Below are 13,453 nucleotides of genomic sequence, written 5' to 3'. Positions count from 1 at the left end.
CGATGTCCACCACTGTCCGCAACGCCCCGGTGGCACGGGCGAAGCCCGTCGCCGCCCGGCAGGACGGCCACGGCCGCCGCCACGGCCGCCGCCACGGCCGCCGCCCCGGGCGCCGCACCGGCCGCTGGGCGGCCTTCGCCTTCATCGCCCCCGCCTGGCTCTACGTCCTCGGCTTCTATCTGTACCCGCTGGCCGGCAACGTCCGGATGGGCTTCCAGAACTACACCGTCTCCTCCTTCTACACCGGCGTCGCGCCGTACGTCGGCTGGGACAACTACACGGCCGTCCTCCACGACAGCCACTTCTCCCGCATCGTCGTCAACACCGTGCTGTTCACGGCCGGTTCGCTGGCCTTCCAGTTCGCCATCGGCTTGGCCCTCGCGGTCTTCTTCAACCGGTCCTTCCCGCTGGGCGGCCCGCTGCGCTCACTGCTGCTGATCCCCTGGCTGCTCCCGCTGGTGGTCTCGGGCACCGCCTGGCGCTGGATCCTCGACACCGACTCGGGCGTGCTCAACCACGCGCTGCTGAGCCTGGGTCTGACGGGTCATCCGATCCCGTGGCTCGCCAGCACCCACGACTCGCTGATCGCCGTGACGCTGGTCAACATCTGGGTCGGCATCCCCTTCAACATGGTGATCCTCTACGGCGGACTCCAGAGCATTCCGGGGGAGCTGTACGAGGCCGCGTCGCTGGACGGCGCGAACGCCTGGCGCCGCTTCCGGCACATCACGCTCCCGCTGCTGCGGCCGGTCACCGCCGTGGTGCTGACGCTGGGGCTGATCTACACCATCAAGGTCTTCGACGTGATCATGATCCTCACCCAGGGCGGCCCCGCCGGGTCCTCGCAAACACTGACCACCTACGCGTACAACCTCTCCTTCCAGCAACTGCTGTTCGGGCGGGGCGCGGCGGTGGGCAACCTGCTCATCGTGGTCGCGGTGGTCTTCGCCGCGGTCTATCTGCGCAGCACCCGTGAGCAGCGGCAGGCGGGACGGTGAGCGCCCCCGCCACCGGCGCGCGCCGGTTCACCCGCCCGCTGAACACCGTGATCGCGCTGCTGATCCTCGCGGTGATGCTCTTCCCGCTGTACTGGATGCTCAACGCGTCGCTGCTGCCCTCGACCGATCTGGTGAAGAGTTCCCCGACCTGGTTCCCGCTGCACGGCACGCTCCAGGGCTACCGCAGGGCGCTGTCCAGCCAGGGCGGCCACCTCCTGGTCAGCCTCGGGGTGTCGGCCGGGACCGTCCTGGTGGTGCTGCTGATCGCGGTGCCCGCCGCGTACGGTATGGCCCAACTGCGGGCGCCCGGCGGCCGGATGCTCACCTTCGCCTTCCTGGTGGCGCAGATGATCCCCGGCGTGGTGATGGCCAACTCGTTCTACACGATGGCCAACAAGCTCCAGTTGCTGAATTCGCCGCTGGCGCTGATCCTGGCCGACTCCACACTGTGCGTGCCCTTCGCGGCACTCATCCTGAGCACCGCCATGCGCGGTGTGCCCGCGGAACTGAGCGAGGCGGCGGAACTCGACGGCGCGTCACGGCTGCGCACCCTGCTGTCGGTGATCCTGCCGGTCAGCAGGAACGCCGTGGTCACCGCGAGCCTGTTCTCCTTCCTCTTCGCGTGGGCCGACTTCCTGTTCGCCGTCACCCTCACCACCCAGGACGACCGGGCGCCCGTCACCGTCGGCATCTACCGCTTCATCGGCGCCCATCTCAGCGACTGGAACAGCGTGATGGCCACCGGGATCATCGCCTCGCTCCCGGCCGCGGTGCTGCTCGTCATCGCCCAGCGCTACGTGGCGGCGGGCGTGACCAGCGGCGCCGTCAAGGACTGACCCCCAACAGCCCTGCCCCGCCCGGCCCCGCGACCACGACCGGACCCTGCGACCCCGCCCGGCCCCGCGACCCCGACCACCGAGGAGAGACCTTGCCGTCCGCGTTCACCCGCTCCCCGAACCGCCTGCGGTGGCGTCACGGCCACCACGTGCTGGAGATCCAGCCGTGGGGACCCGACAGCGTCCGCGTGCGGGCCGGTGTCCACCGCGTCACCGACGGCCTGCCCGGCGCGCTGGAGACCGCGCCCGCACCCTCCGCGTGCGAGATCGACGTCCACGACACGCACGCCACCTTGACCAACGGCCTGCTGCGGATCACCGTCGCCGCCTCCGACGGACTGCTCACGGCCGTACGCGCCGACACCGGCGCGGAGTTGCTGCGCGAGGAGCCGCCGCACTTCTGGTGGCCGGGAGCACGGCACTTCGAGTCGGCGGGCGGCGGCAAGTACCGGATCGAGCAGCGCTTCGCAGCGTACGACGACGAACGGATCCACGGCCTCGGCCAGCACGGCCACGGCCGCTTCGACCAGAAGGGCACGGTCCTCGAACTCCAGCAGCGCAACGGCGAGGTGACCGTCCCCTTCGCCGTGTCCAGCCGAGGCTACGGCTTCCTGTGGAACAGCCCGGCGGTCGGCCGGGTGGAATTCGCCGCCAACGGCACCCGCTGGGTCGCCGACCGCGCCCAGCAGCTCGACTACTGGCTCACCGCGGGCCGCACCCCCGCCGACGTCCTCGGCCACTACGCCGCCGCCACCGGACACGCCCCCGCCTTCCCGCGCTGGGCCTCCGGACTGTGGCAGAGCAAGCTCCGCTACCGCGACCAGGACGAACTCCTCGCCGTCGCCCGCGAATACGCCCGCCGCGGCCTGCCCCTGTCGGTGATCGTCGTCGACTACCTGCACTGGCGCAATCTCGGCGACTGGGACTTCGACCGCCGCGACTGGCCCGACCCGCGCGCCATGGTCGAGGAACTGCGCGCGCTCGGCGTCGAGTTGGCCGTCTCCGTCTGGCCGTCGGTCAGCCCGCTGTCCACCGGCTACGCGGCGCTGCGGGACGCGGGCCAGCTCGTCGCCACGTACAACGGCGTGACCTCGCACGGCGACTGGCCGGACACCGAGGACGCGGCCGAGGGCATCGGCGTCGCCTTCTACGACGCCACCGACCCCGCCGCCCGCGCCGCCCTGTGGGACCGGCTCCAGGAGCACTACTACAAGCTCGGCGTCCGCGCCTTCTGGCTGGACGCCTGCGAACCGGAGATGCGCCCCGGACACCCGCACAATCTCAGCTACGCGGCGGGCCCCGGCAGCGAGGTCGCCAACCTCTACCCGCGCGAACACGCCCGCGGTGTGTACGAACACCTCGCCGAGCAGGGCGAGACGGAGATCCTGTCGCTGGTCAGATCCGCGTGGGCGGGCTCGCAGCGGTACGGCGTCGCGCTCTGGTCCGGCGACATCCCCGCGACCTTCGACGCGCTCGCCGACTCCATCAGGGCCGGGCTCAACGTCGCCATGAGCGGCATCCCGTGGTGGACCACCGACATCGGCGGCTTCCACGGCGGCGACCCGGACGACGAGGACTACCGCGAGCTGATGGTCCGCTGGTTCCAATTCGCCGTGTTCTGCCCGCTGTTGCGGCTGCACGGCCACCGCGAGCCGCGCGTCTTCCACGGCCCGATCGGCACCGCCGGCGGGCCCAACGAGATCTGGTCCTACGGCGCGGTCGCCGAGCGCGCGATGACCGGCGCGCTGGCCCTGCGCGAGCGGCTGCGCCCCTACCTGCACGCCCAGTTGGACGCGGGGCGCGAGGACGGGCTGCCGCTGCTCCGCCCGCTGCTGCTCGCATTCCCCGACGACGCCACCGCCTGGTCGGTGGACGACCAATTCCTGTGCGGACACGACCTGTTGGTGGCTCCGGTCACACGCCCCGGCGCCCGTGAGCGCCGCGTCTACCTCCCCGCGGGCGCCGACTGGACGCACCTCGAAGGCGCCGGGACCCCGGACCACCCCACGACGCCGACACCGACGCGGTACGCGGGCGGCCGGTGGGTCACCGTCCCCGCCCCGCTCGACGCCGTACCGCTGTTCGTGCGCGACCGCGCCGAACCGCTCGGCCCACCTGCTGACGTACCCCCCACCCCACCTGTCAAGGAGGACAGATGAACCCGTCCACGGCACGACCCCGGTGGCGCGCCACCGCACTGGCGGCGGCGGCGCTGGGCGCCGCCGTCCTGGCCTGCGCCACCCTCGGCCCGTCCCCGGCGGCCGCGGCCGACACCACCGTCTCCGTCGACCTCGGCAACCAGGGCGCGGTGCCCAACCAGGCCGGCTCCGGCTTCCTCTACGGCCTCAGCCAGGACGGCTCGGGGCCCGCCGACAGCCTGCTCCAACCGCTCAGGCCCACCCTCTTCCGCGGCGGCGGCGCCCGGATCGCGGGCGGCGGCTGGCTGGGCGACGGCTACACCGCGGGCTCCGGCTACCGGATACGCGTCGACTCCGCGCTGTCCCAGGCCCGCCGCGTCACCGCCGCGCCCTACCGCGCCACCTACCACCTGCTGGTCTCCGACGTCTGGGGCGCCGACACCACCCAGCCGTCGAACACCGTCTACCCCTGCGACAACGGCGACTGCTCCAACTGGGCGGCCTTCATCGACCGGCTCGTCGCCGACGTCCAGGCGTCCGGGGTGCCCGTCAGCTACGACATCTGGAACGAGCCGGACGGCACCGGCTTCTGGCAGCGCGGTGTCAACAGCGCGCAGTACTACCAGATGTGGGACACGGCGGTGCGCGAGATCCGCCGCCTGGTGCCCTCCGCGCAGATCGTCGGCCCCTCCTACAGCGGCTACAACCACGGCTGGCTCGACGACTTCCTCGGCCGTACCAAGGCCGACAACACCCTGCCGACCGTCGTCAACTGGCACTTCGGCAACGACCCCGCGGCCGACGCCGCCGACGCCCGCGCCCTGCTGTCCGCGCACGGCATCGCCCCGCTCCCGCTGACCATCAACGAGTACCTGTTCTCGCAGCAGCAGAACGCCGCGTACACCGCCTGGTTCCTCGACCGGCTCTCCGCCTCGGGCGTCGCGTCCGCCGCGCACGCGATCTGGACCGACTGCTGCGGGGCCGGGACGCTCGACTCCCTGCTCGTCGGCGGCCAGCCGACCGGCCAGTGGTGGGTCTACCAGGCGTACGCGCGGATCGGCGGCCATCTGCTGGGCACCACGGGCAGCGGCGGTATCGCCGTCGCCGCGGGCGCGGACACCACCGCCCACCAGGTCCTCGCGCTGATCGGCAACAACTCGGGCCAGGGCGGCACCACCACGGTCACCTTCCAGAATCTGTCCGCCGCCTCCTGGCTGCGCGGCGGCAACGGCAAGGTGCACGCCAAGATCCAGCGCATCCCCGACCAGTCCCCGCTCGGCGCGCCCGCCACCGTCCTGGACTCCGACCTCACCCCAGACGGCAACACCCTGCGCGTCCCCGTCACCCTCACCAGCGGCACCGACGCCTACACGGTCACCCTGACCGCGGGCAACGGCTCCACCGGACCCGTCGACCCGGTGACGACCGTCGTGGACGGCACCGCCACCAACTCCGGCGACGCCAACTACTTCCAGTACGGCGCCAACTGGGGCGTCGCCAACGGCATCACCGACATGTACCAGCAGACCGCCAACTGGACGTTCACCGCGGGCGCCTCGGCGACCTTCCACTTCCACGGGAGCACCGTCGCCCTGCACGCCGTCCGCGACACCGACCAGGGCATCATGTCGCTCTCGGTCGACGGCGGTTCACCCGTCAGCGTCGACAACTACGCGGCCGCCCGCAACGCCTCGGGCACCGTGTGGACCAGCCCCGCGCTCCCGTCCGGCAGCCACACCCTGACCATCACCAACACCGGCGCGCGCAACGCGCACAGCACCGGGAACAACATCGCCGTCGACCGCGCGGACGTCTCGTAGTCCCGGACGCCCCCGCGGCGCACACCGGCCCGTCCGCGACCCCCGGCCTTCCGGCCACGGGGCCGCGGACGGGCACCGATCACACGGCCTCGCCGCCCACCGGCTGCCGAAGGACCAGTCGCAACGCGTAAGCGGGCTCCGTCTCCTGGCGCGCCCAGCCGACCGAGGCGACCGTGTAGGAGGGCCCCTCGCGCAGCCAGTCCGTGGCGGCCTGGAAGAGCTCCGCGGCGTCGCCACCGGCGAGGATCAGCACCCCGTCGTCCTCCACCGTCACCCACATGTCGACATGGCTGTTCACGAACGCGCCCGCCCGGTCGCGCAGTTCGTCCGACACCGACTGGCTGTCACTGGCAATGGTCATGGACCGCACCCCTTCGTCATCCGTCATCCGGATCCCTCATCCCGCAATCGTCAACTACCCCTCGCATTCCCCGTTCACTGTCCGTCACACACTTCACGTGTCGCGCAATCGACGGGGGAGCGGTACGGGCAGGCGTGAACGGCTGAGGGGCCTCCCGGTCCGGGAGGCCCCTCAGCCGTTCGTCGTGTTCGCTGCCTGCTTCCGGCTGCCTACTTCTGCGTCATCAGGCCCGCGCGCAGGCCGGCGATGGTGCGGCTCAGCAGCCGCGACACGTGCATTTGCGAGTAGCCCAGCTCCTCGCCGATCTGCGCCTGCGTCATCTCCTCGCCGAAGCGCATCTGGAGGATCTGCCGGTCGCGCTCGGGGAGCTTGGCGATCAGCGGGGCCAGGCTCTGGAAGTTCTCGATGAGGTCCATCGCGTAGTCGCACTCGCCGAAGGTGTCGGCCAGCGTGCGGCCCTCGCCGTCACCGCCGCTCTCACCGTCGTTGTACGGCGTGTCCAGCGAGCCCGCGGTGTAGCCGTTGGCGGCGACCAGGCCCTCGATGACCTCTTCCTCGGTCAGGTCGAGGTGCGCGGCCAGCTCGGCCACCGTCGGGTCGCGGTCCAGCACCAGCGCGAGCGCTTCCTTGGCCTTGCTCAGCTCGACGCGCAGCTCCTGGAGGCGGCGCGGCACGTGGACGGCCCAGGAGGTGTCGCGGAAGAACCGCTTCATCTCGCCGACGATGTACGGGATGGCGAAGGTGGTGAACTCGTTCTCCCGCGACAGGTCGAACCGGTCGATGGCCTTGATCAGGCCGATCGTGCCGACCTGGACGATCTCCTCCATGTCGGTGGCCGGCCGGTTGCGGTAGCGCCCGGCGGCGAAGTGCACCAACGAGAGGTTCATCTCGATCAGCGTGTTGCGGGCGTACTGGTATTCACGGGTGCCCTCCTCGACGGCCTGGAGCCGGTCGAAGAAGAGCTTCGACAGCGCCCGCGCGTCCTTGGGGGCTACCGCCGTGGCGTCGTCGATCCGCGGAAGTTCACCAATCAAGCCGCCCTCGGATCGCGGTGATGCCTCAAGCGTCGCCGTTTCGTACGCGCTGTCCGACTGCTGAACCTGTGTGGTCACGTCATCGCCTCGCCTCGGTAAGACTGTCCACAAGCCGCATGCCCGCTGTCGAACGTCCTATGCCAACTTTTTTTCGAGCAATTTTTCCGGGCCCCGAACGGGTCCGAGCGGCGGCCTGTTTCGCGTCCTTGTCCGTGTTCTGCCGGGTCCCGTCGCGCGTCCCGTCTCCGGCCGCGCGCCGCGACTACTGCCCCGCACGGTAGCGCAATCCGTCCATGAGCAGGTCCAGCAGGCGTCCCGCCTGCGCCCTGCGCTCCGGACCGGCCGCCGACAGCGCCACCCCGCCGAGCCCGACGAGCACGTCTTCGGGGTCGGCGTCCGCCCGCAGCGTCCCGGCCTCCGCGCCCGCCCGCAGCAGGGTGCCGACCGCGCCGAGCAGCGCCTCACGGCTGTGCGCGAAGGGGTCGCCGCCGGACGCGATCACGGCGCGCAGCGCGTCGGCCATGCCGCGCTTGGTCGTCATGTAGTCGATGAAGTGGTCCATCCAGGCGCGCGCCGCCACGTCGGGGGGAGCGGCGGTGAGCAGCCGGGGCGCGGCGTCGCACAGCCGGGTCAGCTCGTTGCGGTACGCGGCCTCGACCAGCGCCTCGCGGGTCGGGAAGTTCCGGTAGAGCGTGCCGATGCCGACCCCCGCGTCCTTGGCGATGGCCTCGAGCGTCACCTCGGGCCCGTCGTGGGCGAACGCGCGCACGGCGGCGGCCAGCAGCCGGTCGCGATTGCGCTGCGCGTCGGCGCGCAGGGGGCGGGGTGAGGTGCCCGGCACGGTGTCTCTCCTCGGTGGGACGCGGATCGTCGGGGTACGGGGGCCCGGCGAATTTGCAAGCGGAGGTTCCTCCACTTACGGTGGATCTGAGCGGAGGTTCCTCCGGTTTTTATCGTACCGGCAGTGCCATGCCCTCCGCGCTACCGAGGAGACGCACGGATCATGACGTCAAACCCCCTCATCACCACCCCCTTCACCAGGGAGTCCACCGCCGCCGACGTGCTGGCGGGCATCGATCTGACCGGCCGCCGCGCCGTCGTGACCGGTGGCGCGTCCGGCATCGGTGTCGAGACCGCCCGCGCCCTGGCCGCCGCCGGGGCCGAGGTGACGCTGGCCGTACGGGACGCGGAGGCAGGCCGGCGGACCGCCGAGGACATCACGAGGACCACCGGGAACGAGCAGGTGCGGGTCGCTCCGCTCGACCTGGCCGACCAGGCGTCCGTCGCCGCCTTCGTCGCGGACTGGCAGGGCCCGCTGCACATGCTGGTCAACAACGCCGGAATCATGGCCTCGCCCGAGATGCGCACCCCGCAGGGCTGGGAGATGCAGTTCGCCACCAACCACCTGGGCCACTTCGCCCTGGCCACCGGCCTGCGCCCGGCGCTCGCCGCGGCGGGCGGCGCCCGCGTGGTCGCGGTCAGCTCCAGCGCCCATCTGCGCTCGCCCGTCGTCTTCGACGACATCCACTTCCGCGAGCGGCCCTACGAGCCCTGGTCCGCGTACGGCCAGTCCAAGACCGCCAACGTGCTGTTCGCCGTCGAGGCCACCAAGCGCTGGGCGAGTGACGGCATCACCGTCAACGCGCTGATGCCGGGCGGGATCAGGACCAAGCTCCAGCGCTATGTGTCCGACGAGGAGCTGAACCGGCTGCGCGCCGAGCGCGGCCCCGACCTCCCGCGGTGGAAGACCCCGGAGCAGGGCGCGGCGACCTCGGTGCTGGTCGCGGCCTCTCCGCTGCTCGACGGCGTCGGCGGCCGGTACTTCGAGGACTGCGACGAGGCGGCGGAGAACCGGCCCGGCGCCCCCGACGGCGTCGCGGCCTACGCCCTCGACCCGGAGGCGGCGCGGCGGCTGTGGGAGGTGTCCGAGGCGACCCTGGCCGCCGGATAGCGCGGCGGGGACATCTCCGGGGACAACGGCTACGGACATCTCCGGGAACGCACGGAGACTTCCGTATATACGGTGGCGCCGCGGTACGTCACGCACCGCGGCGCCCGGCCGATGGCCGCTCACCCGCGCTTCTGACCGCCTTCGCGCCCGGTGCGGTCGGGGTCGGTGGTGCACCCGCCTTTACGGCAGTTCACGTCGGAGCATGACATCGTGGATCACCTCCTCTCGTCCGGCTCGGTCCCCGGCAGGTCGCCGGGGACGCAGTCCAGCAGGAGTTTGTCGACGCGCCTGCCCTGCCACAGCGCGGCGCTGCGCAGCCGCCCGGCGTCACGGAAACCGGCCTTGAGGTAGGCGTGCACCGCGGCGGTGTGCGGAGCGAGTACCTCCAGCCACACCGCGCTCAGCGACGCGATGGTGAAAGCCCAGTCGAGGGTGAGTGCGGTGGCCTCGGCGGCGTAGCCCAGGCCGCGGTGCTCCGGGGCGATGACAAGGGTGTACTCGGCGCTGTTGGCCGACTGGTCGACGCTCAGCGCGGTGGTCCCGACCGGAATGCCACTGTCCGTGGTGATCACTTCGAAGAGTTGGTAGTGGGTGGAGGTATGGCCACTGTGGAAACGAGCCTGGAAGACTTCCCAGGACACCGGCCAGCGGGCCCCGAATCCGACGACGGTCGCCGGATCGGTCTCCCACCGGTGGTAGTCCTGCATCATCTCTTCCCTCGCCAGTGCCAGCGCCAACCGTGCCCCGCTGCGCAGCGGAACGGGTGCGGCGGAGCGGCTGTTGGTCATCACGCGCGGTCTCTCCTCCGTGTGCCCTGTCCGGCTCCGGACAGCCGTCCGTAAAGCGTCATTCCACTTTCCGCGTCACCTGGGCAGATCCGCTGTATTGGCCATCGCCCGGTGGGCCGTGTGCTTGCGCCCCCGGCACGCGGGCGGCCCGGCCGGCCCCGGCGCACGTCGGCCGGGCGGCCCGCCGGATCTGGCGGGAAAACGATGCACCTGTTCCGCGCACGCCCGCCTGCGCGTGCCCCTGCGTCGTACGCGGTGCGGGTGACCGGTGTGACGCGTGGTCCAGTGCGATCCGGACGATTTCCCGCAGAACGGCCGCACCGCCGTCCGAGGCCCGCGCGACGCACGCCCGTTCGGGGGAATGCCGGGCCAGGGGCTCGCGTTCGCGGATACGGAGAACGGGCCGGCCGCTTGGCTAAGGTGACCGGTGGGACCCGTATTGACCACATCTGTCAGGAGCGGTGAATGAGCGACGGCGACGACTTCAATGCCCGGATCACGGCCGAGTTCCGGGCCAACCACGGGAAGGTCGGCGGCCCCTTCGAGGGCGCGCCGATGGTGCTGCTGCACACCCGCGGCGCCCGTACCGGCATCGAGCGCGTCAACCCGCTGATGTACATGGCCGACGGGGACCGCTATCTGGTGTTCGCCTCGAAGGGCGGCGCCGACACCCACCCCGCCTGGTACCTCAACCTCCTCGCGCACCCCGACATCGACATCGAGATCGGCGACGAGACCATCCCCGTGCACGCCGAGGAGCTCAAGGGCGCCGAGCGCGACGAGAAGTACGCCGAGCAGGCGTCCCGCTTCCCCGGCTTCGCCGACTACCAGAAGAAGACCAGCCGGGTCATCCCGGTGATCGCGCTCAGCCGCCGCTAGGACCGCGCGCGGCGGGTGCGACCTGCCGTCGGACCGCGCGGGCGGCGGAATTACGTCACGCTCCCGCGCGGTAGGCCGCGTCCAACCGGGGAAGGCAACAGGGGCACACGGTTGTCGACGGCAGGAGGTCTCGGTGAAGGTGGGTCTGTTGACCCGGGAATATCCGCCGGATGTATACGGCGGAGCCGGGGTCCACGTGGAGTTCCTGGCCCGTGAACTGCGCTCATTGGTGGATGTCGCCGTGCACTGCTGGGGCGACGGGGCGGACAGCCCCGACACCGGGGTGACCCGGCACCACGCCCCGTCCACGCTCGACGGCGCCAACGACGCGCTGCGCACCTTCTCCGTCGACCTGGCCATGGCCGCCGGTCTTCAGGGCCGCGACCTCGTCCACTCGCACACCTGGTACGCCAACCTCGCGGGCCATCTGAGCAAGCTGCTCTACGGCATACCGCACGTGCTCACCGCCCACTCGCTGGAGCCGCTGCGGCCCTGGAAGGCGGAGCAGCTCGGCGGCGGCTACGCCCTGTCGAGCTGGGCCGAGCGCACGGCGATGGAGTCGGCCGACGCGGTGGTCGCGGTCTCCGACGGCATGCGCGGCGACATCCTGGGCTGCTATCCGGCGCTCGACCCCGACCGGGTGCACGTCATCCGCAACGGGATCGACACCGCCACCTACCGCCCCGACCCGCGCACCGACGTGCTCAGCCGGATCGGCATCGATCCGCAGCGCCCCTACGTGCTCTTCGTCGGCCGGATCACCCGGCAGAAGGGCGTGCCCCATCTTCTGCGGGCCGCCCGCGAACTCGACCCGTCCGCGCAGCTCGTGCTGTGCGCGGGAGCGCCGGACACCCCCGCGCTCGACCGCGAATTCCGCGCGCTCTTCGACGAGCTGAACGCGGTACGCGACGGCGTGCACTGGATCCCGGCGATGCTGCCACGCCCCGCCGTGGTCCAACTCCTCACCCACGCGGCGGTGTTCGCGTGCCCTTCGGTGTACGAGCCGCTGGGCATCGTGAATCTGGAGGCGATGGGCTGCGGCACACCCGTGGTCGCCTCCGCGGTCGGCGGCATCCCCGAGGTCGTCGAGGACGGCGTCACCGGGCTGCTCGTGCCCTACCGCGAGGAGGACCCCGCCGCGTTCGAGGCGGGACTCGCGCGGGCGCTCAACCGGGTGATCGGCGACCGCGCCGAGGCGGAGCGGATGGGGGCGGCGGGCCGGGACCGCGCGGTGCGCGAATTCGGCTGGGACACCGTGGCACGGCGTACGGCGGAGCTGTACGCGTCGGTGCTGGCGCAGGGCCGGTAGGCGGAGTGAGCCGGTGAACGCCGGAACACGGGACCGGGATCAGGCACGAGAACGGCACGAGGAGCAGATATGAGCGGCAGAGACGACAAGGGGGGGTCTCGATGCGTGGAGGACCTTCGGTACTGGGCATAGTGCTGGCCGGTGGCGCGGGAAAGCGGCTGATGCCGCTGACCGCCGACCGGGCCAAACCAGCGGTGACCTTCGGCGGCACGTACCGCCTGGTCGATTTCGTCCTGTCGAACCTGGTGAACGCGGACATCCTGCGGATCTGCGTGCTGACGCAGTACAAGTCCCACTCGCTCGACCGCCATGTGACCACCACCTGGCGGATGTCCAGCCTGCTGGGCAACTACGTGACGCCGGTACCGGCACAGCAGCGGCTCGGCCCGCGCTGGTACCTCGGCAGCGCGGACGCGATCCTTCAGTCCCTCAATCTCGTGCACGACGAACAGCCGGACTACATCGCGGTGTTCGGCGCCGACCATGTGTACCGGATGGACCCCCGGCAGATGCTGGCGCAGCACATCGAGCACGGCGCGGGCGTCACCGTCGCGGGAATCAAGGTGCCCAGAGCCGACGCGGCGGGCTTTGGCGTGATCTCGCCCGCCGCCGACGGCATACAAGTGGAACGCTTCCTGGAGAAACCCCTCGACCCGCCGGGGCTGCCCGGCGACCCCCAGCATGTCTTCGCCTCGATGGGCAACTACCTGTTCAGTACGAAGACCCTGATCGACGCCCTGCACGAGGACGCGGAGGACCCGCAGTCCGTGCACGACATGGGCGGCAGCATCCTGCCCCGGCTCACCGACCAGGGCGTCGCCCAGGTCTACGACTTCGACAACAACCACGTGCCGGGCGAGACCGCCCGCGACCACGGCTACTGGCGCGACGTCGGCACGCTGGACGCGTACTACGACGCGCACATGGACCTGATCTCCGACCAGCCCGCCTTCAGCCTGCACAACCGGCGCTGGCCCATCTACACCCATTCCGGGCAGCTCCCGCCCGCCAAGATCGCCGCGGGCGGCATCGTGGGCGAGTCGGTGGTGAGCCCCGGCTGTGAGATCCGCGGGCAGGTCACCCGCTCGGTGCTGTCGCCCGGCGTGGTCGTGGACACCGGCGCCGTCGTCCAGGGCTCGGTACTGCACGACAACGTACGGGTCGGGCGCGGCGCCATCGTCAGGGGCGCGGTGCTCGACAAGAACGTCGACGTGCCGCCGGGCGCCACCATCGGCGTCAACCCGGACCGCGACCGCGAGCTGTACACGGTCTCCGCGGCGGGGGTGATCGCGCTGGGCAAGGCCCAGTTGGTGCTCTGACACGCACCGCCCGTACGCGG

At 71.4% G+C, this 13,453-nt stretch carries 12 protein-coding genes; 8 read left to right on the top strand and 4 right to left on the bottom strand.

Going from position 1 to position 13,453, the window contains the following annotated elements:
* Positions 1-2 precede the first annotated feature (2 nt).
* The 4 genes from ACZ37P_RS18150 to ACZ37P_RS18135 all read left to right on the top strand — a co-directional run bounded on the left by ACZ37P_RS18150 (position 3) and on the right by ACZ37P_RS18135 (position 5,792).
* Positions 3-998 (top strand): carbohydrate ABC transporter permease, encoded by a 996-nt coding sequence (locus ACZ37P_RS18150; protein ID WP_467347305.1) that lies wholly within the window; start codon positions 3-5, stop codon positions 996-998.
* Between the two features lie 74 nt (positions 999-1,072).
* The gene (locus ACZ37P_RS18145) at positions 1,073-1,834 is read left to right on the top strand and encodes a carbohydrate ABC transporter permease (RefSeq protein WP_355346068.1); all 762 of its coding nucleotides are present in this window, start codon (positions 1,073-1,075) and stop codon (positions 1,832-1,834) included.
* 92 nt (positions 1,835-1,926) lie between these two features.
* Positions 1,927-3,993, top strand: a complete 2,067-nt coding sequence (locus ACZ37P_RS18140) for a glycoside hydrolase family 31 protein (RefSeq protein ID WP_467347302.1) — start codon at positions 1,927-1,929, stop codon at positions 3,991-3,993.
* Positions 3,990-5,792 (top strand): beta-xylosidase, encoded by a 1,803-nt coding sequence (locus ACZ37P_RS18135; RefSeq protein ID WP_467347300.1) that lies wholly within the window; start codon positions 3,990-3,992, stop codon positions 5,790-5,792. Before ACZ37P_RS18140 ends, ACZ37P_RS18135 begins: the two co-directional genes overlap by 4 nt.
* 79 nt (positions 5,793-5,871) lie before the next feature.
* Here ACZ37P_RS18135 and ACZ37P_RS18130 read toward each other — a convergent pair whose 3' ends face one another.
* The 3 genes from ACZ37P_RS18130 to ACZ37P_RS18120 form a co-directional block, all read right to left on the bottom strand.
* Complete coding sequence (locus tag ACZ37P_RS18130; RefSeq protein ID WP_355345883.1) at positions 5,872-6,153, bottom strand: hypothetical protein; 282 nt, start codon at positions 6,151-6,153, stop codon at positions 5,872-5,874.
* Positions 6,154-6,362: 209 nt separating this feature from the next.
* Positions 6,363-7,265: a SigB/SigF/SigG family RNA polymerase sigma factor gene (locus tag ACZ37P_RS18125; protein ID WP_391052386.1), complete on the bottom strand. Its 903-nt coding sequence runs from the start codon at positions 7,263-7,265 to the stop codon at positions 6,363-6,365.
* Between the two features lie 184 nt (positions 7,266-7,449).
* Positions 7,450-8,028: a TetR/AcrR family transcriptional regulator gene (locus tag ACZ37P_RS18120; protein ID WP_355345886.1), complete on the bottom strand. Its 579-nt coding sequence runs from the start codon at positions 8,026-8,028 to the stop codon at positions 7,450-7,452.
* A gap of 162 nt (positions 8,029-8,190) precedes the next feature.
* Between ACZ37P_RS18120 and ACZ37P_RS18115 the strand changes: the two genes are divergently transcribed.
* Positions 8,191-9,138 carry an SDR family NAD(P)-dependent oxidoreductase gene (locus tag ACZ37P_RS18115; RefSeq protein ID WP_467347299.1) on the top strand — a complete coding sequence of 316 codons (948 nt, stop codon included), beginning with the start codon at positions 8,191-8,193 and terminating at the stop codon, positions 9,136-9,138.
* 215 nt (positions 9,139-9,353) lie between these two features.
* Here the strand turns inward: ACZ37P_RS18115 and ACZ37P_RS18110 are convergent, their stop codons facing one another.
* Positions 9,354-9,926, bottom strand: coding sequence for a GNAT family N-acetyltransferase (locus ACZ37P_RS18110; protein WP_391052393.1), 573 nt, complete (start codon positions 9,924-9,926; stop codon positions 9,354-9,356).
* A gap of 465 nt (positions 9,927-10,391) precedes the next feature.
* On the opposite strand from ACZ37P_RS18110, the gene ACZ37P_RS18105 reads away from it, so the two are divergent.
* From ACZ37P_RS18105 to glgC, 3 genes are all read left to right on the top strand, one after another.
* On the top strand, positions 10,392-10,805 hold the full coding sequence (locus tag ACZ37P_RS18105; protein WP_355345895.1) for a nitroreductase family deazaflavin-dependent oxidoreductase: 414 nt from the start codon (positions 10,392-10,394) through the stop codon (positions 10,803-10,805).
* A 133-nt stretch (positions 10,806-10,938) separates the two neighbouring features.
* A complete protein-coding gene (gene glgA, locus ACZ37P_RS18100; RefSeq protein WP_391045618.1) occupies positions 10,939-12,114 on the top strand; it encodes a glycogen synthase in 1,176 nt (391 codons plus the stop codon).
* A gap of 101 nt (positions 12,115-12,215) precedes the next feature.
* Positions 12,216-13,433 carry a glucose-1-phosphate adenylyltransferase gene (gene glgC, locus ACZ37P_RS18095; RefSeq protein WP_355345901.1) on the top strand — a complete coding sequence of 406 codons (1,218 nt, stop codon included), beginning with the start codon at positions 12,216-12,218 and terminating at the stop codon, positions 13,431-13,433.
* Positions 13,434-13,453: the final 20 nt, after the last annotated feature.

Source organism: Streptomyces sp. NPDC024632 (genome assembly GCF_055559175.1).
Note: the sequence above shows the minus strand (reverse complement) of the source record. Positions and strands in the feature narration are given on the sequence as shown.